The organism is Pantoea sp. DY-17 (assembly GCF_019795975.1).
Classification (GTDB): domain Bacteria; phylum Pseudomonadota; class Gammaproteobacteria; order Enterobacterales; family Enterobacteriaceae; genus Pantoea; species Pantoea leporis.
Genome location: NZ_JAIMIG010000001.1, coordinates 1259645 through 1283586 on the forward strand (window position 1 = coordinate 1259645; position 23942 = coordinate 1283586).

At 47.6% G+C, this 23942-nt stretch carries 23 protein-coding genes and 3 pseudogenes; 12 read left to right on the forward strand and 14 right to left on the reverse strand.

The genetic code is table 11. The features are described 5' to 3' along the window. Complete coding sequence (locus tag K5Y33_RS05980) at window positions 1-1746, reverse strand: dihydroxyacetone kinase family protein (RefSeq protein ID WP_222233457.1); 1746 nt, start codon at window positions 1744-1746, stop codon at window positions 1-3. Window position 1747: 1 nt separating this feature from the next. After that, window positions 1748-3082 (reverse strand): MFS transporter, encoded by a 1335-nt coding sequence (locus K5Y33_RS05985; protein WP_222233458.1) that lies wholly within the window; start codon window positions 3080-3082, stop codon window positions 1748-1750. 446 nt (window positions 3083-3528) lie between these two features. Between K5Y33_RS05985 and K5Y33_RS05990 the strand changes: the two genes are divergently transcribed. Beyond that, window positions 3529-3987 (forward strand): RpiB/LacA/LacB family sugar-phosphate isomerase, encoded by a 459-nt coding sequence (locus tag K5Y33_RS05990; RefSeq protein ID WP_101764432.1) that lies wholly within the window; start codon window positions 3529-3531, stop codon window positions 3985-3987. A gap of 29 nt (window positions 3988-4016) precedes the next feature. Next, window positions 4017-6008: a transketolase gene (gene tkt, locus K5Y33_RS05995; RefSeq protein ID WP_222233459.1), complete on the forward strand. Its 1992-nt coding sequence runs from the start codon at window positions 4017-4019 to the stop codon at window positions 6006-6008. 60 nt (window positions 6009-6068) lie between these two features. On the opposite strand, the gene K5Y33_RS06000 is transcribed toward tkt, so the two are convergent. Together K5Y33_RS06000 and K5Y33_RS06005 are read right to left on the reverse strand one after the other, a co-directional pair. Further along, on the reverse strand, window positions 6069-6677 hold the full coding sequence (locus tag K5Y33_RS06000) for a TetR/AcrR family transcriptional regulator (RefSeq protein WP_222233460.1): 609 nt from the start codon (window positions 6675-6677) through the stop codon (window positions 6069-6071). A gap of 99 nt (window positions 6678-6776) precedes the next feature. Next, complete coding sequence (locus tag K5Y33_RS06005) at window positions 6777-7457, reverse strand: type 1 glutamine amidotransferase domain-containing protein (protein ID WP_222233858.1); 681 nt, start codon at window positions 7455-7457, stop codon at window positions 6777-6779. Window positions 7458-7661: 204 nt separating this feature from the next. On the opposite strand from K5Y33_RS06005, the pseudogene lplA reads away from it, so the two are divergent. Then, window positions 7662-7799, forward strand: a pseudogene (gene lplA, locus K5Y33_RS06010) (lipoate--protein ligase LplA); the annotation flags it as partial. Window positions 7800-7815: 16 nt separating this feature from the next. Here lplA and K5Y33_RS23645 read toward each other — a convergent pair. Together K5Y33_RS23645 and K5Y33_RS06020 are read right to left on the reverse strand one after the other, a co-directional pair. Further along, a pseudogene (locus K5Y33_RS23645) lies at window positions 7816-9363 on the reverse strand (terminase gpA endonuclease subunit); the annotation flags it as partial. After that, window positions 9260-9778, reverse strand: a complete 519-nt coding sequence (locus tag K5Y33_RS06020; protein WP_222233462.1) for a terminase small subunit — start codon at window positions 9776-9778, stop codon at window positions 9260-9262. The pseudogene K5Y33_RS23645 and the gene K5Y33_RS06020, both read right to left, overlap by 104 nt. 57 nt (window positions 9779-9835) lie before the next feature. Between K5Y33_RS06020 and K5Y33_RS06025 the strand changes: the two genes are divergently transcribed. Both K5Y33_RS06025 and K5Y33_RS06030 read left to right on the forward strand, forming a co-directional pair. Continuing rightward, window positions 9836-10411, forward strand: coding sequence for a hypothetical protein (locus tag K5Y33_RS06025; protein ID WP_222233463.1), 576 nt, complete (start codon window positions 9836-9838; stop codon window positions 10409-10411). Window positions 10412-10559: 148 nt separating this feature from the next. Next, window positions 10560-11066 carry a hypothetical protein gene (locus K5Y33_RS06030; protein ID WP_222233464.1) on the forward strand — a complete coding sequence of 169 codons (507 nt, stop codon included), beginning with the start codon at window positions 10560-10562 and terminating at the stop codon, window positions 11064-11066. 29 nt (window positions 11067-11095) lie between these two features. On the opposite strand, the gene K5Y33_RS06035 is transcribed toward K5Y33_RS06030, so the two are convergent. Then, window positions 11096-11455, reverse strand: a complete 360-nt coding sequence (locus K5Y33_RS06035) for a hypothetical protein (RefSeq protein WP_222233465.1) — start codon at window positions 11453-11455, stop codon at window positions 11096-11098. Between the two features lie 758 nt (window positions 11456-12213). Here K5Y33_RS06035 and K5Y33_RS06040 point away from each other — a divergent pair. Further along, on the forward strand, window positions 12214-12546 hold the full coding sequence (locus K5Y33_RS06040; protein WP_222233466.1) for a hypothetical protein: 333 nt from the start codon (window positions 12214-12216) through the stop codon (window positions 12544-12546). A gap of 58 nt (window positions 12547-12604) precedes the next feature. Further along, entirely contained in the window at window positions 12605-12955 is a 351-nt protein-coding gene (locus K5Y33_RS06045) for a hypothetical protein (protein WP_222233467.1), read from the forward strand. A gap of 77 nt (window positions 12956-13032) precedes the next feature. Here K5Y33_RS06045 and K5Y33_RS06050 read toward each other — a convergent pair whose 3' ends face one another. Both K5Y33_RS06050 and K5Y33_RS06055 read right to left on the reverse strand, forming a co-directional pair. Beyond that, complete coding sequence (locus tag K5Y33_RS06050) at window positions 13033-13716, reverse strand: hypothetical protein (RefSeq protein ID WP_222233468.1); 684 nt, start codon at window positions 13714-13716, stop codon at window positions 13033-13035. Window positions 13717-13779: 63 nt separating this feature from the next. Next, window positions 13780-13971, reverse strand: a complete 192-nt coding sequence (locus tag K5Y33_RS06055; RefSeq protein WP_222233469.1) for a hypothetical protein — start codon at window positions 13969-13971, stop codon at window positions 13780-13782. A 58-nt stretch (window positions 13972-14029) separates the two neighbouring features. Between K5Y33_RS06055 and K5Y33_RS06060 the strand changes: the two genes are divergently transcribed. Then, entirely contained in the window at window positions 14030-14764 is a 735-nt protein-coding gene (locus K5Y33_RS06060; protein ID WP_222233470.1) for a hypothetical protein, read from the forward strand. 62 nt (window positions 14765-14826) lie between these two features. After that, a complete protein-coding gene (locus K5Y33_RS06065; RefSeq protein ID WP_222233471.1) occupies window positions 14827-15609 on the forward strand; it encodes a hypothetical protein in 783 nt (260 codons plus the stop codon). A gap of 170 nt (window positions 15610-15779) precedes the next feature. Here the strand turns inward: K5Y33_RS06065 and K5Y33_RS06070 are convergent, their stop codons facing one another. Further along, a complete protein-coding gene (locus K5Y33_RS06070; RefSeq protein WP_222233472.1) occupies window positions 15780-16151 on the reverse strand; it encodes a hypothetical protein in 372 nt (123 codons plus the stop codon). A 1036-nt stretch (window positions 16152-17187) separates the two neighbouring features. Between K5Y33_RS06070 and K5Y33_RS06075 the strand changes: the two are divergent. Beyond that, a pseudogene (locus K5Y33_RS06075) lies at window positions 17188-18078 on the forward strand (lipoate--protein ligase); the annotation flags it as partial. 34 nt (window positions 18079-18112) lie between these two features. Here the strand turns inward: K5Y33_RS06075 and K5Y33_RS06080 are convergent. Then, window positions 18113-19504, reverse strand: coding sequence for a PTS transporter subunit EIIC (locus K5Y33_RS06080; RefSeq protein ID WP_222233473.1), 1392 nt, complete (start codon window positions 19502-19504; stop codon window positions 18113-18115). Between the two features lie 304 nt (window positions 19505-19808). On the opposite strand from K5Y33_RS06080, the gene K5Y33_RS06085 reads away from it, so the two are divergent. After that, the gene (locus K5Y33_RS06085; RefSeq protein WP_222210444.1) at window positions 19809-21008 is read left to right on the forward strand and encodes an enolase C-terminal domain-like protein; all 1200 of its coding nucleotides are present in this window, start codon (window positions 19809-19811) and stop codon (window positions 21006-21008) included. Window position 21009: 1 nt separating this feature from the next. Here K5Y33_RS06085 and K5Y33_RS06090 read toward each other — a convergent pair whose 3' ends face one another. Beyond that, window positions 21010-21726, reverse strand: coding sequence for a GntR family transcriptional regulator (locus tag K5Y33_RS06090; protein WP_101764439.1), 717 nt, complete (start codon window positions 21724-21726; stop codon window positions 21010-21012). Window positions 21727-21811: 85 nt separating this feature from the next. Beyond that, entirely contained in the window at window positions 21812-22483 is a 672-nt protein-coding gene (locus tag K5Y33_RS06095) for a pirin family protein (RefSeq protein ID WP_222233474.1), read from the reverse strand. Between the two features lie 204 nt (window positions 22484-22687). Here K5Y33_RS06095 and K5Y33_RS06100 point away from each other — a divergent pair, with 204 nt between their 5' ends. Next, window positions 22688-23251, forward strand: coding sequence for a TetR/AcrR family transcriptional regulator (locus tag K5Y33_RS06100; protein WP_222233475.1), 564 nt, complete (start codon window positions 22688-22690; stop codon window positions 23249-23251). A gap of 2 nt (window positions 23252-23253) precedes the next feature. Here K5Y33_RS06100 and K5Y33_RS06105 read toward each other — a convergent pair whose 3' ends face one another. Beyond that, entirely contained in the window at window positions 23254-23877 is a 624-nt protein-coding gene (locus K5Y33_RS06105; RefSeq protein ID WP_255610238.1) for a TetR/AcrR family transcriptional regulator, read from the reverse strand. Between the last annotated feature and the right edge of the window lie 65 nt (window positions 23878-23942).

Below are 23942 nucleotides of genomic sequence, written 5' to 3' on the forward strand. Positions count from 1 at the left end.
TCAAGCTCCTTGTTCAGAGGCACTGTGTTCTTTTAGCAGATCGCCGACGGTATTGACGATCAATGCCAGCGAAATGGCTCCGGCATCCGGCGTGCCTACGCTTTTTTCTGCCAGCGGACGCGCACGCCCCATTTTTGGCACCAGCTGCGCGGTGTCCTGCGCAGCTTTATCAGCCACCTGCGCCGCCTTCAGCCAGGCGTCCGTTAACGACGCACCGGCGGCAACCGCCTCATTCAGGCTGTCGCTGAACGGCACCAGCACATCCACCATGGTTTTATCGCCAACGCGCGCTTTACCAAAGTGCATAATGCCTTCTTTTGCTTCACGTACGCCGGTGGCCACACGCTGTGCATCTGGTGTCTGACGATCGCCAAGCGCGGTACCCAATGCAGTGAGCGCCACGCCCCACAACGCGCCGGACGTGCCACCCGCTTTATCCGCCCAGGCATCCGCCGCGCGGCACAGCAAGCTGCCCGCACCGGCACCACGCGCGGCGACTTCACGTGCTTTCTCAACCGCGCCCAGCACGCCGCGCTCCATGCCGATACCGTGATCGCCGTCACCGGCTACCGCATCAATGTCGCCAAGACGCTCAGCGTTACGCTGTAACATTTCCGCCACGGATTCGAGCAGCTGCAGCACGCGCTTCGCGCTCTCTTGCGATTCCGCGGTGGCTGCTGGCAAGGCTTCTTCCGTGCTTTCAACCCGCTCAGCGGCGCTCAGCGGTTCGGCCACCAATACGCTGCCTTTGCGGTACGCTGGCGTATTGGTCGGCGCGCGCCACAAGGTTTCCAGCTGATCGTCCAGCCACATCAGCGTCAGTGACGCGCCGGCCATATTGAAGCTGGTGACAAACTCACCGACGTCCGGCTCTACCACCTGCAGTTTGGCGGCCTCCAGCAGTTGCGCGACGCGACGATAGACGACAAACAGCTCTTCATATTTCACCGAGCCCAAACCGTTGAGGATCACCGCCACGCGCTGACCTTCAGCCTGCTGAATATCGGCTGGCAGTTCATTAAGCAAGCGCTCCACGAAGATCTCGGCCAGCTCATCCGCGCTCGGCATGTCGGTCTCTTTAATCCCCGGCTCGCCGTGAATGCCAAGTCCCAGCGCCATGCGCCCTTTTTCCACTTCGAACAATGGATGCGAGGCACCCGGCAGGCTGCAACCGGAAAACGCCACGCCAAAGGTACGCGTGCGTTGATTGGCGTGCTGGGCCAGCTGCAGAACCTGTGATAAATCGTGACCCGCTTCAGCCGCGGCGCAGGCGGCTTTGAACACACAGAGATCGCCAGCCACACCGCGACGCTTCTCCAGCTCATCTTTACCCGCGCTGGAGATATCGTCCGTCACCGCCAGCACTTCACAGGCGATGCCTTCCGCCCGCAGACGCTCACACGCCTGGCCGAAGTGCAGCACATCACCGGCGTAGTTACCGAACATCAGCAACACGCCAGCACCGTTATGGGCCGCACGCGCCACGTTGTAGATCTGCTGCGCCGACGGCGAAGCGAATAAGTTACCCATCGCCGCGCCGTGTGCCAGACCTTGTCCAACCAACCCGGCGAACGCCGGATAGTGACCGGAACCGCCGCCCACAATCACCGCCACCGTATTCGGCTGGCTGCGGGTGCTGCGCACCACGCCTCCGGCGACCTGACGGACTTTATCGGCGTTGGCGGCAACAAAGCCTTCGATAAGCTCAGCGGCAAAGGCTGAAGGTTGGTTAAACAGGTACGTCATATTAATGCTCCTGAGCTAAAGAGGTCGGCTGAGACGGCGAGCGACGGCGATTAAGTAACAGCATGAGGAACGCTGACAGCAGCATGAATCCACCCACCACAAACATCGGCAAGGCGTAGCTGTTGGTGGCGTCATGCAGCGCGCCGGTGATGTAGCCCGCGGAGAAGCCCGCTACGTTTCCTAAGGTATTGATCAAAGCAATGGCTGCGGCGGCAGACGCGCCGGTCAGGAACTGCGTTGGTAAGGTCCAGAAGTTCGGCAGTGCGGCGAAGATTGAGCTGGCGGTAATCGCAATCACCATAATGGTGGTGAACGGCGAATCCATATACAGCGCCAGCGGCACGCTGATGCCACCTGCCAGCGCTGGAATGGCGATATGCCAGGTTTTGCAGCCGCGACGCGTGGCATCTTTTGACCAGAAGAACATCACCACCGCTGCAATCAGGTACGGCACGCCGGTAATCAGCCCTTTCTGCATCACGTTAAAAGTGGTACCGAACTGCTGCTGGAAGCCAGCGATGATGGTTGGCAGGAAGAACGCCAGCGCATACAGGCCATAAATAAAGCCGAAGTAAATCAGGCACAGCATCCACACGCGGCCGTTACCCATCACCGAGCGCAGGCTGTGTTTTTGATGGCCCTGCTTCTGCTGATGCTCGGCTTCCAGTTCGGTGGTCAGCCAGGTTTTCTCTTCGGCGGTCAGCCATTTGGCCTGACGCGGCGAATCCACCAACCAGAACAGCGCGGCGATACCAATCAGAATCGCGGGAATCGACACGCCCATAAACATCACGCGCCAGCCTTCCATGCCAAACAGGCCGTGCTGCTGAATCAGGGATGCGGCTAATGGCGCACCGAACACCACCGTCAGCGGTTGGGCAAGATAGAACAGCGACAGGATTTTGCTGCGATGACGTCCCGGCACCCACATGCTGAGATAGAGAATCGCGCCTGGGAAGAAGCCGGCTTCGGCGATACCCAGCAGCAGACGCAGCGTATACAAGCCTTCCACACTGCTCACCCAGGTAAACAGCAGCGAGACAATGCCCCAGCTGATCATGATGCGCGCCAGCCAGCGACGCGCGCCGAACTTATGCAGCGCCAGGTTGCTTGGCACTTCCAGCAGGATGTAGCCAATAAAGAAGATGCCCGACGCCAGGCCAAACTGCAGCGCGGTGAGGCCGAGGTCTTGCGTCATGCCGTTGGGGCCGGCAAACGAAATCGCGGTGCGATCGAGGAAGTTGATAAAGAACATCAGCGCCACGAACGGCACTAAGCGCCAGGAGATTTTTCTGATGGTGGATTGTTCCACCGCCGTCATTGTTGGTTGGTTCATAACGCACCTCCACGACGTGCGTGAGTGATCATTTCTTTATGTGGTGTTGACCAAACGTCAAAGAGGCGCTGGCTGCAGGAGTACTGAGAGGTACGGTGTAAATGACACATGTTCGAGTCCTCGATGGGTCTTCTTGTACATTGGTATAGTCATGCGAACATATGAACACTACACGGATAATTGTGCATCTCTCAACTGCAACACGCGAAAGTGTGAGCAGCCTCATGAGATTTGATTTTGGTCAATTTATCGGATTACTACGCCCATTCGCCGCCGCACAGGCGGTTTCAAAGGGTTCGCTGAGGTATTCAGGCGCGATGCTGACGGCAATTCATATGAACAACCATTGAACATATGATTGAATTTGTGGCAGGCTAACCATGAACATCTTCTCGCCTGCTGAACAAACGTGCAGGCGTCATTGCACACCCTGCTGGAGAACGACGATGAAAACTATCGCAATTGGCGCCGATGATGCGGCTATCGAATTGAAAAATGTGATTAAAAAGCTGCTGGAAGAGAAAGAGTATGTGGTGACGGATTACACCAATGACGCGCAAAACGACCGTCCGATGTACCCGGATGTGGCATTTGCGCTCGCCACCGCCATCCAGAAGAACGAATTTGAGCGCGGCATTCTGCTGTGCGGCACCGGCATCGGTGTGGCGATTGTCGCCAACAAGGTTGAAGGCGTGCGCGCGGCGCAGTGTCACGACACCTTCTCCGCCGAACGTGCTCGCAAGAGCAATAACGCGCAGATCATGACCATGGGCGCGCGCGTCATCGGACCTGAGCTGGCGAAGAACATCGTTAATGCCTGGCTGGCATCGGAGTTTGAAGGTGGCGGCTCAACCGCCAAAGTTGACAAGATCGGTTACTACGAACAAGTTTCCCACGCTAAATAAGCGCCGACGTCGCACCTCTGGAGAACCTTATGTCTACACGCCGGGAAAGAGCCAACGCCATCCGCGCTTTAAGTATGGATGGCGTACAACAAGCCAATTCGGGACATCCGGGTGCCCCGCTGGGCATGGCGGATATCGCTGAAGTGTTGTGGCTCGACTTTTTGCAGCATAATCCACGCAATCCTCACTGGGCTAATCGCGACCGCTTCGTTTTATCGAACGGTCACGGCTCAATGCTGATTTACAGCCTGTTGCATCTTAGCGGTTACGATTTGCCGCTCAGCGAATTAAAAAATTTCCGTCAGCTGCACTCCAAAACGCCGGGCCACCCGGAATACGGCTACACGCCGGGCGTTGAAACCACCACCGGCCCGCTGGGTCAGGGCATCGCTAACGCAGTCGGTTTTGCCATTGCCGAGCGCACGCTGGCGGCGCAGTTCAACCGTCCGGGTCATGACATCGTAGACCATAACACCTACGTGTTTATGGGCGACGGCTGCATGATGGAAGGCATCTCACACGAAGTCTGCTCCATCGCCGGCACCCTGAAGCTGGGCAAACTGGTTGCCTTCTATGACGACAACGGCATCTCCATCGACGGTCACGTTGACGGCTGGTTCACCGACGACACCGCTAAACGCTTTGAAGCGTACGGCTGGCACGTGGTGCGCGGCGTGGACGGTCACGATGCGGACGCGATTAAAAAAGCGGTGGAAGAAGCCAAAGCGGTTTCCGACAAGCCTTCGCTGCTGATGTGCAAAACCGTGATTGGCTTCGGTTCGCCGAACAAAGCCGGCACGCACGACTCGCACGGCGCGCCGCTGGGTGCCGATGAAATCGCGCTGACCCGCAAGCAGCTCGGCTGGAACCACGGTCCGTTTGAAATCCCTTCAGACATCTACGCACAGTGGGACGCCAAAGAAGCCGGCCAGGCGAAAGAGTCCGCGTGGGACCAGAAGTTTGCCGCCTACGCCGCCGCGCATCCGGAGCTGGCTGCCGAGTTTAAGCGCCGCGTCAACAATGAGCTGCCGGCGAACTGGGCCAGCGAGTCGCAGAAGTTCATTGAGCAGCTGCAGGCCAATCCGGCGAAAATTGCCAGCCGTAAAGCTTCGCAGAACGCCATCGAAGCCTTCGGTAAAATCCTGCCGGAATATCTGGGCGGCTCCGCTGACCTCGCGCCAAGCAACCTGACTATGTGGTCTGGTTCTAAGCCAATCAACGAAGACGCGGCGGGCAACTACATCCATTACGGCGTGCGCGAGTTCGGTATGACCGCCATCGCCAACGGTATCGCGCTGCACGGCGGCTTCCTGCCGTACACCGCCACCTTCCTGATGTTCGTCGAGTACGCGCGTAACGCCGCACGCATGGCCGCGCTGATGAAAATCCGTCAGATCATGGTTTACACCCACGACTCGATTGGTCTGGGCGAAGATGGCCCGACGCACCAGCCGGTTGAGCAGATGGCCAGCCTGCGCGTGACGCCAAACATGAGCCTGTGGCGCCCGTGCGACCAGGTTGAGTCAGCGGTGGCGTGGAAGTACGCGATTGAACGCGTGGACGGCCCGTCGGCGCTGATCTTCTCGCGTCAGAACCTGGCGCAGCAGGATCGTAGCGCTGAGCAGCTGGCTAACGTGGCGCGCGGCGGTTACGTGCTGAAGGACAGCGAAGGTACGCCGGAGCTGATCCTGATCGCCACCGGTTCAGAAGTGGAACTGGCGGTGGCGGCGTTTGATCAGCTGACGGCGGAAGGCCGCAAGGTGCGCGTGGTGTCTATGCCATCCACCGACGCCTTCGACAAGCAGGACGCGGCGTACCGTGAATCCGTGCTGCCAAAAGCGGTTGCCGCACGCGTGGCGATTGAAGCGGGTATCGCGGATTACTGGTTCAAATACACCGGCCTGAACGGCGCGATCGTCGGCATGACCACCTTCGGTGAGTCAGCGCCTGCGGATCAGCTGTTCAAAGAGTTTGGTTTTACCGTTGAGAACGTGGTTAACACGGCGAAATCGGTTTTGTGATTTGAGGTCGCTAAATAGCGACCCGAGAAGATAAAGGGCGGCTCTGTTGAGTCGCCCTTTTTACTCATCGGTGATACGAATGATTTTTTGCGTCATGCTCATGGCGGAATCAAATGGGCCGGTATTGCGCACGATTTTCACCATCACGCTGGCGCCCACCCACAGCTGATACAGGCTTTCCGCCACGCGGCTCGGTTTGTCATCGATAGACAGCGAACCTTCCTCAATACCCGCTTCTAACGCATCCGCCAGTCGCGCGATAATGCCGGCCGTGCCGGTCTGTAGCGTGCCGCGCATGCTATCCGAGAGATCGGCAACTTCCGCGCCTAGCTTCACCGCCAGACACTTGCCCTGACAATCAGAGAACGATTGCGATTCACGCCACAACTGCCAGTAATTCATCAGCCGCTGCGCCATCGTCAAGCCCGGCTGGCTCAATGTCGCGTCTAGCTCAGCCAGATAATCATCGAAATAGCGCGCCAGCATATCCACCCCAAAAGCCTCTTTCGAGCTGAAGTAGTGATAGAACGAGCCTTTGGGCACACCGGCATCGGTGAGGATTTCATTTAATCCGACAGCCGAAAAACCCTTGCCGGCCATAATGCGTTGGCCAGTGGCAAGGATGTGATCGCGGATTTCATTGCTATGCAATTGGGATGTAGTCGTCATAGCGGTAGATTACCAAATACTAGACCAGTCGTCTAGGCGCTAAACATGCGTTTACTGCTGCGATAAGAGAGGCGGACAGCGGTTCGCCTCCCGATGCGTTTATTGCGCCAGTTGCTTGATCAACTGTTGCGCCGTCTCTGCTGAAGACGTTGGGTTTTGTCCGGTAATCAGCAAACCATCGCTGACGACATAGGAACTCCAGTCCGCGCCTTTCGAATACAGACCGCCCTTCGCAATCAGTTCGTCTTCCACCAGGAAAGGCACCACCTGAGTCAGACCAACCGCTTCCTCTTCACTGTTGGTAAAGCCGGTGACTTTACGGCCTGCTACCAGCGGTTTTCCTTGCGGGGTTTTGACGTGGCGCAGCACGCCTGGCGCATGACACACCAGTGCAACGTGCTTGTTGGCGGCCAGGAAGCCTTCGATCAGCGCGATTGAGTGCTGATCTTCTGCTAGATCCCAGAGCGGACCGTGACCGCCTGGGTAAAACACCGCGTCGAAATCGGCTGGCGATACGCTGTCCAGACGCACGGTGGCGGCAAGTTGCGCGGTTGCTGCTGCGTCAGCTTCAAAGCGATGCGTTTGCTCCGTCTGGAAATCGGGTTCATTGCTTTTAGGATCTAACGGCGGATTGCCGCCTTTCGGTGACGCCAGCGTGATTTCTGCGCCAGCATCTTTGAAGGCGTAGTAAGGCGCGGCCAGCTCTTCCAGCCAGAAACCGGTTTTGCGGCCGGTGTTACCCAATTGGTCGTGTGAGGTTAGAACCATAAGAATCTTCATCATCCATCTCCTGCTTGCTGGGTTTAAACTTCTAAACTAGACCAGTCGTCTAGCGCTTGAATTCAAAGTAACAGCTAATAGACCAGTCGTCTAGAGATTAATTCATTTTATTATTGAAATGGAATGCGCTGCTGTTTCTTACCTTTCGATCCGCTTCAGCGTACTCTGTCCCGGTTTGCCCTTTCTCACGGAACCGAAAAAATCATGTCCACCCTACGATTACTCATTTCTGACTCACACGATCCCTGGTTCAACCTCGCAGTAGAAGAGTGTATTTTCCGCCAGATGCCGACAACGCAGCGCGTGCTGTTTCTCTGGCAGAATGCCGAAACCTTGGTCTTATGAGTAGGCGTCTTATCGTGTTCTTTCCTTCATTAACATTGAGCATTAGCAAGTCATGACCACCAACACGGCTTGCTTTGAACAAGTCACCACTTGCTGAAGAACTACCCTTTATGGCTAGAACGTTCCTGCGGGTTGATGCATAGCGATAAATAGTAGCTGTGGCATTGCCGTTACTACTGTCGATGAATGAACCAAGTACTTTAACCGGACGGCCTGAGACAGTACGTAATGGTGCATTGATGAATTGATCAAGTTCTGTGTAGGCTTTTGCTCCCGGCTTCGTACAATCGGGTGCATAGAAACTACGGTGATCCAGTACGTATACCTTCTTCTCAGAAGAACCGATTGTTGTTACTTCAAGACGGTCTAACTGTTGGTCAATGCCATGTGTCACGGCAAGTACTTTATCGGGTATGTTCTTTATGTCGAAAGTACTATCTCGTAGGTTCTCAAGTACTACCAAGTCGATATCAGAGTTCATTTCATCGTTCCAGTGTAGTCCAAGGGCATTGTTGTAAAAACTCATAAGATCAAACTCAAAGTGTGCCTGTGCAAACTCTGCTACTAACTTTCGGATTGTTGTAATCGGGGAATAGAGCCTAGAGATCTGGAATCCGGCAATGTCTTTTACATCAGTATTAGTTGCAATCCACCTTCCCTGTTTAACCATGCGTATTCGTTGTGCTTCACTGATTTCACCATCGCATTTTGGACAATGTAAGGTTGCTGTATCTTCATCTGGCTTTACACGACGACTGCCATTAATCTGACGCCATTTGAACCGCACGTTTTCCCATTCAAGCGTATGTTCATGGTCACAATGTGGGCATGGTACAAATTAGCGGCGTTGGTCACTGAGTAAGTACTCATTGCAGATCAAGTCATCTTTAAGCTTTGGGGTACTTGCCACCATGACAAGACCATCAGTGAAAGTACTTGCACGTTGTTCTGCAAGTCTCAAGGGGTTGCCCTCTTCACCATCTGCTTCTACGTTTGATACTTCATCGAGGAATAGCCTCTTGATGGTCTTCCCGCGTAAGGTACTTGCGGCGTTTAAGTTCAGCCAGTACAGGAATGATCCATCAATCATTTGCGTCTGGTCTGCGTTGTTCGCAAAGTTCTTATTGTTCTTGTCAGTAACTATTTCGGAGAGAATATCCGAACGGGAAATCACATTATCAAACTTCCCCGTCTTCATTAGCTTTACTTCTTTTCCAGTACTGGATGCAAATGCCATATTGGAATTATCATTAGCCATAAAGTACATTGCGGCATTAAGCATTACTGTCGTCTTGAGAAGTTGAGCACTTGACTGCATGACCACATTGACTATTTTGTGATCAGTTAAAATGTTCAGTGGTTCTTTTTGAAATTTAAATAATGTAAGCCGTTGTCCACCCATCGGGCCATCTGGGAATGTTAGGTTCTGTTCACACCAATCCGAAGGTTTAAGCTTTTTAGGTGGTCGGATCTTCTGAACTGTCCTGTTCAGTATCTTCGTTAACTTGTCCTTGTTCATTTTCTTCCTCTGGCATCTCGTATTCCTGAGAGCCAATTTCATTCAGTACTTCATCAATGAAGCCTGCTAGTTTTTTTTTAAGTTGTAGTGCATCCTCTGATTCAAACAGCACGAGGTAATGTTTTTGGGGGATTGTACGAAGGTAGTTCTTTAGCTGGCTGAAGTACTCTGATAGAGAAAATTCTAGATAAGTAACATCCACTACCTGTTCTAGCTGCTTGGCTAGTTCCAGTTCTGCTTGGGTTGCTTCTGCCTGTAACTTGCGTAACTTCTCGCGATCCATTTGTTCGCGTAAGTCTGTTTCTCTCAATGGTTGTAGTACTTCCTGCACCACCCATGCACGGATCAGCTCTTCATGCCATGACATATTGAGGCCTCGTTGTGCCACCCATGATTGTCGTATGGTGGATTCATTATATCCGTATTGTTTTGCTAGTGTTCTAATTGAAATATTCATTATCACCCTAAAGTTATTTAATAGAATGCCGATATATTATTTATTTGAGGTGATCCAATGAATACAATTTCTGAAGACTTTGAAGATATCAAGTTAATGGCCTTTGAATTTCTAAATCAGGTTGATATCAAAGAGAAACTTTTCTTCCTTTTTCGCTATAAAAGGGATGATTGGGAAAAATGGTTTCAAATAGAATTCGCATTTTTCCTTCAAAGAACATTTGAAGTTAATGTAGAGCGTGAGCTTCCAGCCTATACAGATTCGCCATTAGAACAAGATTCAAGATTCTTCATTGACGTAGTTTATAAACTGTCAGATGAAAAAAGATTTGTATTTCTGGAAATAAAATGTACTAGAAGCACTGCGGCATTAAAAAGGGGCCTAAGCAGAGACGTATCTAAACTTCGTAACACAAGAAAAATAGCCAGTCACCCTAAGAGGTCATCATGGTGCATCGGCTTTCATCGTAGCTGTACTGAAAACGACTTAGACTCAATCAAAGAATTCATTAAAGGATATAAGTACGCTGAACATCATGTGCTGAAACTCTGCCTGTGTGGAAAAAATGAAACTTGTGAGTGCCAGAAGAATAAATTGGGTGTAGCAATAATCTACTGCGGTGCGGGATCATAAAATTTACTCAAAAATCTAGACGCATACACGATGCGAAAACTCCCGATCTTTGCCTAACGTCGGAGAACCTGCAATATTTAGTATCTATTGCTCGCTCTCACCCACAATTGTATAATAGGAACAAGGCAACGTTGAAAGGATTAAAAACATGTCTATTGAGCAAGCGAGCCTGATAGTAGCGGTAATAGCAATGCTAATTTCACTCATACCTATTCTTTCATTACGTAAGACTAATAACATTCAGAAAGTCGAGACACTCAAAAGATCTCTACTACAAAATGAGTGGGGGAATGAAGGTGTGATAGGTATGCCAATCGAACCTTACTTGTACTTAAAAATACATGATTATCCTGGATTTGATAAGATTTGTGGCTCGCTTCAGATTGCAGACATTGAAAGAGACTTCATAATTTATGGAAAGATTAATGCAAGTGGAGTCATCACCTGTACTCTTAACGCCACTATTGGATGGCGTGAATTCCCCGTATGCAACATAAAATTCAAATACAACCATGGTAATGATCAACTTACTTTCATCCCACTAAATCGTCTTAAGAAGATTAATGATGATGAGGTCTATGAACAAGGCTCTTTCAACCAACATCTTAAAAACAAAGCTCCATTATGGAGAGTGCAAAAAATAGAAATGCAATAATTACATTCCCCTAAAATAATGAGAGAATGTCATCCCTCTTTAAACACATGATTACTACTATTCACCCCTTCCAAGAACTCATGATTGGTCTGAGTACTGACACGTTGTGGTTCACGCTCTACATGCTCACTGTAAGGGTGTATATCGGCTATACGAGCCTCATTGATTACACAGCCAGTACTCGACTGTTCATCAAAGTATACCTTGTTGTAATGGCAATCAGGTTGGAACTGCGGTCTGTAATACTTGGTGCCATTACGTGTACCAGCATCAAAGAGCACTACAGCTTGGTTATCAACATAGCCAACATAGGCTTTGTCCATCCGCGAGTGATGCGGGGTACATGCCGTGGTTAAAGCAATGATTGCTGCTATGATTAGTTTTTTCATTATTATAATTCCTACATTAATTGCTCTACGTGCGACAGGCGTAGAGGTCTGTACCTGCCAGAATTGATACCAGGCACGATCAGGTTGTTTGTGTATTTATTCATTTCGTTAAGTACTGCCTGTAAAACTGCTTTACCCTTGTTCCCAGCAGTAAAAGCGATATCCAATATCAAGCCGTCAAAACACCCTTCCATCACTGCAACTAAGTTAGTTTTTGCCCCACTACCAAGATTGCCCAGCCATAAGTTTTAACTTAGGCCTAGTTCATCAAGAAGCCGGTTCTCACGACCATCTATAAGGTTTGGGAAATCCTCGTTGATCATCAGACGTATGAACGGATATGAATCGAGTAACTTACTCAGGTTTGTCTCGAAGCTAAGTACTGAAGCGATTTTAAACCCTATAGGCAGTACCAGTAAGAGATCGTGCTGTTCGATGTATGCCGCTTTGCCCTTAATGAAATGCGATAGAGTGATGATCTGATTAGTACTCTCTATCTTCCCTTCCAGTTGTAGGCCGCAAATCTTCCCGTCTTCTGTGTGTAGCACCGTACAAAACGCTTCCATTTTTTGATGTCCGATTTGAATAGATTATCGATAATTGATCAATTTCAAAATCAATGGAAGTACACATAGCACTCAACAATCAACTTAAATAATTGAAAATAATTATTTTTATTTGTTTTTTTGCCTTAGCCTTGTTAACCATCAAATGCACTGTATATAATTACAGCATATATAGAATGCGAGGACTAAGGCATGGGTAACAAGAACACGTTTAATCCTGCACAAACTTCAGGTGTTCAGTACTTTTGGACTAATGAACGAATAACGGTACTTCATGAAACTGAGGCTTATTTACCGTATATTGAGCCAGGCGAAGTACTGCTAGTGGAGACAAAACCCGTTGATGGTCAACGGATGTTCTGGTTTGGGAGGGTTACACAAACTGCCTATTGGTTTGTACTGGATGAACCAGTATCAATTTTTGATGTAGGTAGTTGGTTTACGCATCACGAGATGATGTTAAAAGCACATGGTGGTGACTTGGATTTTGTCGATATGGATAGGCAAGGTGAGTTGCCGTTCTGAAGGAATCAAACTAGATTTTTAATACCTCTGGTTACACTGGTACTAAAAATGAAAAAAAATGAGTGTGCTAAAACCTTTACTGGTACTTACTGCCTGTATGTCTAACCCAAGAATTGATGATCTTTCCTCTGCACAACGAGCAAAAGCCGCAAGCATACAAGTACATGCAGATAACCCCTACCCGCAAGCTAGAGTACTTCAAACGGTTACGGGCTTAAGCTGTAATCGTAATGCTAATCAGCGTCAGGATGTAAGCCGGGATGAAGCCCTAGAGGGTATCAAAATAAAGGCAACGATGATTGGTGCTGACGCAGTTGTTAATAACATCTGTCAGAAGAATTCTGATACTGACTGGACTAATAACTGCTGGGCTTCGGTGAAGTGTATCGGGGATGCAGTTAAGCTTTAGAGGACTCGCCATGAACCCCGGAGTGCAGAACAACCGAATAGTTACGGTTCATGGCGAGAAAATCAATTTTAGCATAACTAATCATATTTCATAATTGGGTTGCATTCTCCAGCCATAAAACGTCTAACCAGATAATCTTGACTAATATTTTTTAGCTTCTTATCTTTGATGTCCATTACTGTAAAACTCTTTGAGAGATTATTATGACATCTCAGCGTTAGAAAACCGTCCTTAAATTCTGAAACAATGATATTACCCTCATTATCTTCCATGACACTCATAAGCGGACCAAAATAATTACCCGTAAAGAAGGATATTGCCATCAACCCTAAAATAGAACCTATAGCCGCACCTTTCTTCTGACTTGTGGCTATTTCTTTATTTAGTAACGTTTTGTTGAAATGACACAATGCAAATACCACAACAAAAAGTGACAAAGAAACAATCATGGATTTAACGTTAAACTCTCCCCTTGCAAAATAGTCCATCACTTGCACAAAAACATAGCTAAACGTTGAAAAAACTAAAGAATCCCAAAAAGTACTTTTTGATGCTATAAAAAACCACATAATACCGACGAAAAACAACAGGAAAATCGATACTCTCATAAGAGTAAAAATTAAAGTACTAAAATCAACTTGAATTAATGATATTGGATATCCGTAAAAATATGACTCTCCCGCCTTATATGAAAAGTATGTTATGTAAGATAAAAATGTTAAGACTGTGAGGAATGGTATTTTATTGATGAATCCATCCATACGGATTTCCTTCTAAAAGTGGTCAATATAGAATACTCATATCCCCAAAAAACCTCAACTAAGTTATTCCCATTTCAATCCATTATCACGACTTTCGTGATCGTACTTCTCTTTAAGTACTTCCAAAGTAATCTTCTCTGGTGAACCATGTTCAAGTTCAGCATATGATACTTCTTCGCCATCGATGAAGTATTTGAGCACTCCGTCAGTATTGGTTAGACCGAAGCGGCCTATCATGAATTTGTCAATTTTCACAGTGTTAATCCTCTGAAGTTTATGGTATTAATCATGCTTTGGGTTAAGGGATTTGACCATGTTTGGCAAGGTTTATGACATCTTTGTTAAGGTAGCTATAGCAGTACTAATTGTTCTATTCTTTTGGTGGCTATTAGTTGGTGCCTATTCAAAAGATGCCATTGGTACTGTATCCGATTGGATTAGCAGTCTAAGCACATTTCTAACGTTAATAGTGGCATATAAAGCATATAAGGCAGCTCCGAATTGGCTCAATCAAAAGTTAGATGAAAGTGCTTTGACACAAGCAACACAAATTATTTCAAGAGATCTTTATCAATATAGAAAAATCATTGAAGCACCTTATAATGAAATTAATAATTTCGTGATGTTAAAAGATCTCGCTGATGAAAATGAGGATGTAGCCCCCTACTTATATGAATTCATGCAAAAATTCAGAAGATTTGACGATATTATTCACCAAATAAGTGAACAAAAAAGCAAAATCGAAGGTGACTTTGTCGCACTTCATAAAATGGGATGGGCGTTGGAAGATAATGCTTATGATAAGTATAAAAATTTAAATAAATCAACAAGCAAGCTACAATCAAATTATAGTAGCATTTATAGTCTCATTAGAATTTACGATAAGTTCATGGAAGAAGACAACCATCTAAAAGCTAGTAATGTTAAGTCGAAGATATACAAATTATGCGATATGAATTACGAATTATTCAACAAATTTGATGAGTGCTTTCAATTATTTTTCCATCATTCCAAGCACATACCATTATATTTCGGTGGGAAACGGTAAAAGAACGACCTATCTATAAATTCCATTATTTCTCGAAATGATAATTCCATTAAGGTAAAAATATGAGAAGACAATCCACAACTAGATTAAGAGTCACTGAGAATGTTGATTATTTTGAAATGCTACTTGATAAGAACAAGGATGCGTCCGGGAATTTGTATATAGATGATGAAGACTTGAAGAAAATTAAAGCTGCTTATGATAGTGCTCATGACATTAGAAAGTTTGAAATCAGCCTTTATTGGCAACGAACAACTTTTTTATGGGGTTTTATGCCAGTATTGATTACAGGATTTGGATTCTGTTTTATCTCTTTCTTTTCTAAAGAAGCTACTGATTTTAGTAGAAGCGTATATTCAATCTTTCTGCTTACCACATCGCTTCTTGGATTGATGTTCAGTGGTTCTTGGCGTCTTATGCTCCAAAGCAGTAAGTTCTGGCAAGAAAACTGGGAGTTAAGTATCGCTGTTCTTGAAAAATATATAACTGGAAACTTACACAAGATTCACTTCCATCGAATAAAAAAACCCTACATTCGATATTCAATTCATAAAATAATGCTATCGCTGATGAACAGAGTTTTTATTGTATGGGGTGTGTTAGTCATAGCCTCTTTTCTCATCTTTGCTAATCTTAATCTAGAGCTTCTCAATTTTGATACACCTTATGATTTGATTCAAATTCAAATTGTAATTTATTCTTTGGGCTTGCTTTACCCTGTTTTTGAAATCATATATCGAATTTATGATATGTTATCAAACCATTCATTGCCAAGAAAAAGAGATCTTAATCCAGATGATATATGCATAGTTTTGGATAATATAACTGTGAAAAAAGAACAATAAAAAGAGTGCCCTTACCGGGCACATTATGTTACTCCCACATAAACATGGGCGTCGTCACAGTGCCTGTGGTGGTCTCAGCTAGGAACTATTTGAAACCAGAAAATCGCTGAGGGCTATGTCTACATTACGTGGGTAGGATCAGAATGGCTGCAAAAATGCAGCCATTACAACTACACATTTTTAATTGAACGCTCCCATACTTCGATTAGATGTGCTGTATCTCCTTCTTTGTTCCATACAGAGTGACCTAATCCCCAGTAGATGTGATAAACCGAAATATCTTCATCATTTTTATTAGAAATCGTTTTATTTTTTCCTGAACATGTATGAAGAACAACACGGTCCTTCCTCTTTAATTTTATTTTATGCGGTTCAAAGTCATAGCAGTGACGATATTTGTTTGACTTGCGATCATCTAAATCAAAGGTGTTATCCATGATTATAAAATCTCTTAGGTCTACATCATCTTCAGTCGCTACAAGGCGAACCCGTTCCAAAGCAGGATTGCCTTTGTCTTTCACGTTCAGTATTTTCAACTTCATAGGATCTCCATATTTATAAATGGGATTAAAGATTTGCGACTAATCTGATTGATTGTCTATTGTTGCAGTAAGTGATTGTTTATTTTTCACTCAAATGCTCCCATCTTGGCAGGGCGGCTTAAACGATGCCGTGCGTCAACTCATGGATACTTACCCATTATTTTTGTCAGTAATGTTTCTGTGAGTTCAACACGAACACGACGAGGCGAAGCCGCGTAGTTACTCCAAAAGACAGCAGGCTAAAGTACTATGAATCAGTCAATAACTCCCCTTAGTACTGTTTCTAATTGAGCAAAGCGAGAAATGAACCCGCGTTCTTTGGAGAACTTCAGTGCGACAAAACGCAAGTTCTGATCTAATAATTAGTTTTATAGAGACTGACGAATGAAGTGAAGTACCATTTTGTATGAGACGTTGAAGGATATCTATCTGATCCTCAGTTAGTCGCACATTGATTTGTTTGTTCTTCATTAGATATACATTTCCGTATTTTTTCCAAACGAAAAAATACCCCATATGAAATGGAGTGATTTTCTTGGAGGTTATATATTTGTCACGCTGAGCCGGTGACGGGCTTGATACATATATTATACCGCAAAATATTTTTTTGTTCCAAAAACTCGCAATAAATATTTCAGTTACTTTTGTGTGTGTTAGTGCCAGTAGTGAAGAATGACAGTACTGACTACTTTTAACGTTATTGGTATTAGTGATGAGATTAAGACTATTGTGAACATATGATTGTCTCTTTACTCTATTTATTATTTAATGGAGAATTCGCTTCTTAATTAAAACCAGTCAAGATATGAGCGGTACAAGCACAGAACTTGTGTTTCAATATCGCCGTTACGGATCAGCAATTCGAGTAGAATATACTCCATAGTGAATATCCCTGGCATATTTCCTATATGGGTATTTACTATGCGAGTACTGATATGGGGTAAATGGTATTTACCTAACTATGCCTTTCTCACAAAAGCTATGAGAATCAAACATGGTAATGATTTTCATTATCATGTTTGAAATGTTTTGTATCACCGTGGTTATTAGTCGCGCCCAGAATCCGTGGAAAGAGTGCAACACGCGACGCATGGCAGAAGACGGCATCAAGCTGGCACGACGCAGCAGCGGCGGCGGCGCGGTGTTTCACGATTTGGGCAACTGCTGCTTCACCTTTATGGCCGGTAAACCGGAATACGATAAGTCAGTCTCCACGGCGATTATCCTGCGCGCGCTGGAACAGCTCGGCATTCCGGCAACAGCCTCCGGTCGCAACGATATCGTGGTGAATGTGGATGGCGAAGTGCGCAAGATTTCCGGATCTGCTTACCGTGAAACGCCGGATCGCGGTTTTCATCACGGCACCTTTTTGATGAATGCCGATCTGTCGCGTCTCGCCGATTACCTCAATCCAGACATTAAAAAGTTACAGGCGAAAGGCATTACCTCGGTGCGATCGCGCGTGGCCAACATTGCCGATTTGGTGCCGGGCATTAGCTTTGAGGCGATCTGCCGTGAGGTGATTGCCGCCTATTACGATTACTATCAGGAAGAGTGCGAGCCGGAGCATATCTCCCCCGCCACACTGCCTGATTTGCCCGGTTTTGAAGAGCAGTTTGCGCGACTAAGCAGTTGGGAATGGAATTTTGGTAACGCACCGGATTTCTCGCATCTACTGAATGAGCGTTTTGTTTGGGGCGGCGTTGAGATCCACTTTGATGTCGAACGCGGCGTGATTTCTCGCTGCCAGATTTTCACCGACAGCCTGAACCCTTCGCCATTAGAAACGCTGGCGTTGCGTCTGCAGGGCGCGGTGTATCGACCTGAAACCCTATTGGCGCAATTAGCGCAGTTGAAAGCAGAATATCCTCAGCAGATGAATGAGCTGAGCGAGCTGGAAAGCTGGCTGGTGGCCAGTGTGAGGTAAGCGTAAATTGGTCGCCATGAATGGCGACCAAACATTACTTATTCTCGGGCTGTGCGATTAAATCCGGTTCTTTGCCTACCAACATCAATGTCAGACTAAACGACATAATAAGCGCAATGGCGACGCCGGAAATGGCCCAGATAAAGTACGGGCCAATATAGGCCGGCAAACTGAATATACTGGAAAGAATATAGCCGTATAAACGCACGCCGAAGAAACCGATAAAGGCCGAAGCCAGCGCGCTGGAAACCGTTGCCGCAATAAAGGCTTTTTTGTAGCGCGTTAGCACGCCAAACAACGCCGGTTCTGTAATGCCTAATAATGCTGAAATGGCGGCTGAAAGTGTGACCACTTTGTCCTGACGATTTTTAGTCAATTTCCAGATAGCAAATGTGGCTCCGGCAATCGACATATTTGCCATAAACATCATCGGCATCAACATGTCATAACCGCGATCGCTGAAATTCTGTAACGCAATCGGTGTCATCGCGTGATGCATGCCGGTTAGCACCGCAACGGGGCGAATGGCACCGACAATTAAGCCAGCAAAGCTCGCTGAGATACTGAATAAGCCTTCAATAAACAGCGCCAAACCTTTGCCAAGCCAAATACCCATCGGGCCAATTACCACCAGCGCGGTTAATGCCGCCAGGAACAGCGTTAAGGTTGGGGTAAATACGGTTTTCAATACTTCCGGCATAATACGATCCACCCAGCGATGGATATAGCTGAGAGCCAGAATAGAGAAGATGACCGGGATAACGCTGGAAGCATAATTAAATACCGAAACCGGCAGCACGCCCATCAGCCAAAATGCGCTTACTGCGCCCTCCTGATGCGCCGCCAGCGATTTTGCCGCATCAATTAAAGAGGGATACATTAAACACGCCGCCACGGCTGCGGCTAAATACTCGTTGGTTTTAAAGATTTTGGCGGCAGAGACCGCTAAAAAGAACGGCAGGAAATAGAACACGCCGCTGGCAATTAAATCAATCACCATTACCGTATCGCTTTTGGCCGAAACCAGCTGTAATGCCACTAATCCGGCCAGTAAACCTTTGATCATCCCGGCACCAGCAATGGCGGGAACAATCGGGCCAAATACGCCCGAAACGGTATCCATAAACAGCGATACCAGGCTTTTGCGCGCTTTCTCGTTTTGCGCGGGCTGAACGCCGTCGTTATTTAATACCGGAACGATTTGCTCATACCAGCTATTGACCTTGGGCCCGATAATAATCTGGAATTGTTCACTCTGCATTTGCGCGCCCAATACGCCGGGCAAGGTTTTAATTTCGCTCTGGTTAACTTTATTGTCATCAATAAGGTCAAAGCGCAGACGCGTCATGCAATGCCAGACTTTATTGATATTATTCTTCCCACCCACTAAGTGGATTATGTTTTTTATTACTTCCTGCGTTCCCATACGTGCTCCTGAGGGAAGAAAAACAGCCTGATGAAATCTGCACTGGATGGTAATAAATAACGCTCGACAAAACAAACCAATAAATCATGACTGCTATCACAAAACCCGCTGCAACAGGGCTATTAAGTTTTAAAATAGCAAATTGGTCTGTTTTTATCGCGATAAATACTCTTTTTTACTGACCAATATTTATTGGCTGAAAAAGGGTTTGCGTCTCAATAAAAACCCGGTAATGATACGCCAAAATAGCTTGTCTACAGGCCTTGAAATTGAGCGCAGTCACTACGCCACAGGAGTATTTCACGTGACCCCAACCCTTATTGAAAGTATTGAGTGTTTTATTACCCGCCCCGATCGCCATAACCTTATTACCGTACGCGTCACCACCAATAAAGGGATTATCGGTCACGGCTGCGCCACCTTTCAACAGCGTCCTTTGGCGGTAAAAACCATGGTGGATGAGTATCTAGTGCCGCTATTAGTTGGACGCGATGCCAACAATATTGAAGACCTGTGGCAGATGATGAACGTTAATGCCTATTGGCGTAACGGGCCGGTGACCAACAATGCCATTTCGGGCGTGGATATGGCGCTGTGGGATATTAAATCGCAGTTAGCCGATATGCCTTTATATCAGCTGTGGGGCGGCAAAGCGCGCGATGCGATTGCAGCTTACACCCATGCCAGCGGTGAAACGCTGGAGGAACTTTATACCTCCGTTGATAACGCCTTAGAGAAAGGCTATCGCCATATCCGCTGTCAGCTGGGCTTTTACGGCGGAACGCCGAAAGAACTCCACGCACCGGAAAATAGCACCTCCGGCGCTTATTACTCGCAGCAAGAGTACATGACGAATACGGTCGAGATGTTCCGCGCGTTGCGGGAGAAATACGGTCACTGTTTTGAAATATTGCATGACGTGCATGAGCGCTTATTCCCGCAGCAGGCCATTCAGCTGGTAAAACAGCTTGAGCCATATATGCCCTACTTCCTTGAGGATGTGCTCCCACCCGCGCAAACTGGCTGGCTAGCGCAGTTGCGTCAGCAAAGCGCGGTGCCGTTAGCGTTAGGCGAATTATTTAATAATCCCGCAGAATGGCACGAGTTAATTGTCAATCGTCGCATCGACTTTATTCGTTGTCACGTCTCGCAGATTGGTGGTATTACGCCGGCATTGAAACTGGCGGCACTGTGTCAGGCATTCGGTGTGCGACTGGCATGGCACGGACCGGGCGATATGACGCCAATTGGCGTGGCGGTTAATACACATCTGAATATTCACCTGCACAATGCTGCGATTCAGGAATTTATTCCACGCTCAACGCTGACGGATGCCATTTTCCCTGGCGCGCCGGAAATTAAAAATGGCTATCTCTATCCGCCGCAAGCATCAGGTATTGGCGTCGGCTTTGATCAGGCGTTAGCGGAAAAATATCCGGTAGTTTATCGTCCACATGAATGGACACAGAGTCGCCTGCCAGACGGCACCATGCACACGCCATAAGTTAACGCTGTTGCTGGCGGAAACGCAGATTATCCGGGTTATGCGGAATCAGATAGGTGCAGGTGTAATTAATATCTACGATGTCGCTGATTTCATACACCTGCCCGCCCTGCAAAATACCACGATTAATAATGTGCATCGCCGGACTGCCTTTTTTACAACCCAGTAGCGTCGCCTGTTCGCGGTTAACGCTAATCGCACGATAGCTGGTGAGTAAATGTGAGATTTGGTAGCCTTTGGACAACACATATTGCTGTATCGAGCGCTCAATAATCTCACCGTTGAGATCGGTAAATAAGGTTGCGGGCATACGCGATATTTCAATTTGTACTGCCACATTATCGACATAGCGCAGGCGGGAAAACTCCCAGATAAAGGCGTTGTCGTTAATGGCGAATATCTGTTGCTCATCACTATCGGGGCGTCTTTTACGCAGGCTAAGTGAGCGGTAATGCATCTGATCAAAGCGCTTTTCGGTGATCGAATTATAAACCAGCGGGTTATTACGTACCGTTTCATTAATCCAGATACCTGATCCCTGCACGATACGTACCGCGCCGATACTCACCAGTTTCTCCAGCGCCTGGCGGATAGTGAAACGCGATACGCCATATTCTTCGGCCAGCTGGCGTTCAGGCGGTAATTTGCGTGGCGCGGAGGTATCTTCCTGATAGATCTTGCTCAGCAAATCCTGGGTAACGAACTCTTTCTTTTTCATTGGATTACCCTCCTCCGGTGTTTTATCCGCAGATGATAACACGATGTTATAAGGAGGAAGGGTTAGGTGCCCATGAATGCCGGCTCTACAGGCTTTTCTGCACCAGAAACGCAATCAGCGTTGCATCCCGCTCGCCCATCAACGCTGGCAAAGCCTTGTTATCGCTCACGGAATCGCCTTTGTGCAACCGTTCATTCTCCATACGCACAATGCCGTCCAGCACGGTAATCCAGCTTGAAAAACCTTCACGCTGTGGCACATCCACCTGTTTGCCGCGCTCCAGTTTCAGGTCATAAATGTACACCGCCTGATTCAGCGCCAGCGGCGCCTCGCTGCCGTGCGGCCCTGCCAGTAACGTCCATGCGTTCACTGCCGCACCGTCCGCACGGGTAAAGGTATTGACCTGCGGCTCACCGCCGGTTTGCGCTGGATTAATGGTGGCCTGCAACATCTCGGTTTCGATAAAAGGCGCAGACTCGGCAAAGCGCATGCCGCTACCGGCACTCAGCAGCAGCGCGCGTTTGGCGTTAAGGGAGTGCGTTTCACCCTGATCGGTGCTGTGCAGCAGCGAACCGCGCCAAACGTAGCTGAAAATCTCGCTATCCTGATGAGAATGCAGCGGGATAGTGGCATCCAGTTGCAGCGTCATTTGGTCGACAATCGCCAGCGGTCCAAACGCTTCACCGGGACGCTGACGGCGAATGGTAAAAGGACCATATTCAAACAGCTGATCGCGTTGGGCGCGCAGGATGTTCATGATGTTATTCCTTGATGATTTTTTCTGTCCACCATCATAGAGGTCTGAAAAATCATGAACAGCAGGCAAAACTGCTCGCTTAAATCAAAAAAACTGAACAATGATAAAGCGCCGAAATAATAAGGTTGGGTTAATGTTTTTATTCATCGCCAGTACAGTTTTAATTGCGTAAAATAGCCGCTTTATTCTGTGAGTGTAATAATCATGAACCGAAGCGAACAGATCCTGGCCGCCGCCGAGCAATGCATGCGGCTGAAAGGCTTTCACCAGACATCGATTCAGAATATTGCCAGCCAGGCCGACGTCAGCATTGGTTTAATTTATAAATACTATAAAAACAAAGAGGCGATCATTGAGGCATTAGTCACCAATGTAGTGCAGCGGATGATCACGCTACTCAATGCCGACTTTGAACGTATCGCGCATATGAAAGGACATTATCACGAAGCGGAAGATATTGTGCCGGCGGCAGTGGAAAACAGTATTATTCTGCTGATGGAAGTGTCATCTGAAGCCACGCGTAATAATCGCATCCAACAAATTATGCTCGATGCCTGGCATGAGCTTAAAAATAATTTTATTGCTCAGGAGCAGGCGCTGCACCCCGAGCAGGATGCCAATGCCATTCACACCCGCTTATATGTGATGTCGCTGATTATTGACGGCATTATTATTCGCCGCTGCATGAAGCAGTGCGATATGGCGCCGGGCTTTATGCCGTTTTTCAATGCGGTGGTGAATGATGTCTATCCGCACGGTGCGATGTAAATTCAGCCGAACAGATGCTGGCTGAGAACGCCGTTCACCCGCTGCATTTCACGTTGGTTCAGGTCGCTATCGCCGAAGGCGCGACAGGCGACGCCATCGACCAGCAGCAATAAAAATTGAATGCGATTGGCGCGCTGTGTTGGATCGATATCAGGTTGTTGCGCGCGAAAAATAGCCGCTAACTCAGCAAGTAATAATTGCTCCTGCTGGGCCAGAATGGTACGCACCGATTCATTACGCGACGCCTCAGAATACATTTCCAGTAATAATTTCCGGTCCTGACTCGGCCAATGCTGCCAGAATGGCGAATCAGCGTTGATAATATCCTGAGTCGATTGTTGTGCGGGCAAGTGTTGTATTAAAAACAGGCGCCAGTTCTGCGCGATGCTTTTTATTGTTTCCGTTACAATAAGCTCTTTACTGCTAAAGTATCGATATATTTGCCCTGCCCCTAACGCAGATTCGCGGCTAATGTCCGCCATGCTGGCGCCATGAAATCCGGAGCGACTAAAACAGACTTTCGCCGCAGAAATCACCTGCTGCTGACGCTGTAAGAGAAAATCGTCATGTTCAGAGTGACTCACATTGGCTCCGAAAAAGAATTTAGCGTTTATTCCCGTCATCATACGTGATGCGTTTCCGGTGAGAAACCCAGACAATGTTTCCAATTCTTGCTTCCCCGCACGCAGGC

Bases quoted from the DNA above. Each gene is read 5' to 3' on its own strand.
- K5Y33_RS05980 (WP_222233457.1), bottom strand. From the start codon at position 1,746: ATGACGTACCTGTTTAACCAACCTTCAGCCTTTGCCGCTGAGCTTATC.
- K5Y33_RS06095 (WP_222233474.1), bottom strand. From the start codon at position 22,483: ATGAACATCCTGCGCGCCCAACGCGATCAGCTGTTTGAATATGGTCCT.
- K5Y33_RS06030 (WP_222233464.1), top strand. From the start codon at position 10,560: ATGTCTATTGAGCAAGCGAGCCTGATAGTAGCGGTAATAGCAATGCTA.
- K5Y33_RS05990 (WP_101764432.1), top strand. From the start codon at position 3,529: ATGAAAACTATCGCAATTGGCGCCGATGATGCGGCTATCGAATTGAAA.
- K5Y33_RS06080 (WP_222233473.1), bottom strand. From the start codon at position 19,504: ATGGGAACGCAGGAAGTAATAAAAAACATAATCCACTTAGTGGGTGGG.
- K5Y33_RS06035 (WP_222233465.1), bottom strand. From the start codon at position 11,455: ATGAAAAAACTAATCATAGCAGCAATCATTGCTTTAACCACGGCATGT.
- K5Y33_RS06045 (WP_222233467.1), top strand. From the start codon at position 12,605: ATGAGTGTGCTAAAACCTTTACTGGTACTTACTGCCTGTATGTCTAAC.
- K5Y33_RS06065 (WP_222233471.1), top strand. From the start codon at position 14,827: ATGAGAAGACAATCCACAACTAGATTAAGAGTCACTGAGAATGTTGAT.
- K5Y33_RS05985 (WP_222233458.1), bottom strand. From the start codon at position 3,082: ATGAACCAACCAACAATGACGGCGGTGGAACAATCCACCATCAGAAAA.
- K5Y33_RS06025 (WP_222233463.1), top strand. From the start codon at position 9,836: ATGAATACAATTTCTGAAGACTTTGAAGATATCAAGTTAATGGCCTTT.
- K5Y33_RS06050 (WP_222233468.1), bottom strand. From the start codon at position 13,716: ATGGATGGATTCATCAATAAAATACCATTCCTCACAGTCTTAACATTT.
- tkt (WP_222233459.1), top strand. From the start codon at position 4,017: ATGTCTACACGCCGGGAAAGAGCCAACGCCATCCGCGCTTTAAGTATG.
- K5Y33_RS06005 (WP_222233858.1), bottom strand. From the start codon at position 7,457: ATGAAGATTCTTATGGTTCTAACCTCACACGACCAATTGGGTAACACC.
- K5Y33_RS06000 (WP_222233460.1), bottom strand. From the start codon at position 6,677: ATGACGACTACATCCCAATTGCATAGCAATGAAATCCGCGATCACATC.
- K5Y33_RS06060 (WP_222233470.1), top strand. From the start codon at position 14,030: ATGTTTGGCAAGGTTTATGACATCTTTGTTAAGGTAGCTATAGCAGTA.
- K5Y33_RS06020 (WP_222233462.1), bottom strand. From the start codon at position 9,778: ATGAATATTTCAATTAGAACACTAGCAAAACAATACGGATATAATGAA.
- K5Y33_RS06105 (WP_255610238.1), bottom strand. From the start codon at position 23,877: ATGATGACGGGAATAAACGCTAAATTCTTTTTCGGAGCCAATGTGAGT.
- K5Y33_RS06040 (WP_222233466.1), top strand. From the start codon at position 12,214: ATGGGTAACAAGAACACGTTTAATCCTGCACAAACTTCAGGTGTTCAG.
- K5Y33_RS06070 (WP_222233472.1), bottom strand. From the start codon at position 16,151: ATGAAGTTGAAAATACTGAACGTGAAAGACAAAGGCAATCCTGCTTTG.
- K5Y33_RS06090 (WP_101764439.1), bottom strand. From the start codon at position 21,726: ATGAAAAAGAAAGAGTTCGTTACCCAGGATTTGCTGAGCAAGATCTAT.
- K5Y33_RS06100 (WP_222233475.1), top strand. From the start codon at position 22,688: ATGAACCGAAGCGAACAGATCCTGGCCGCCGCCGAGCAATGCATGCGG.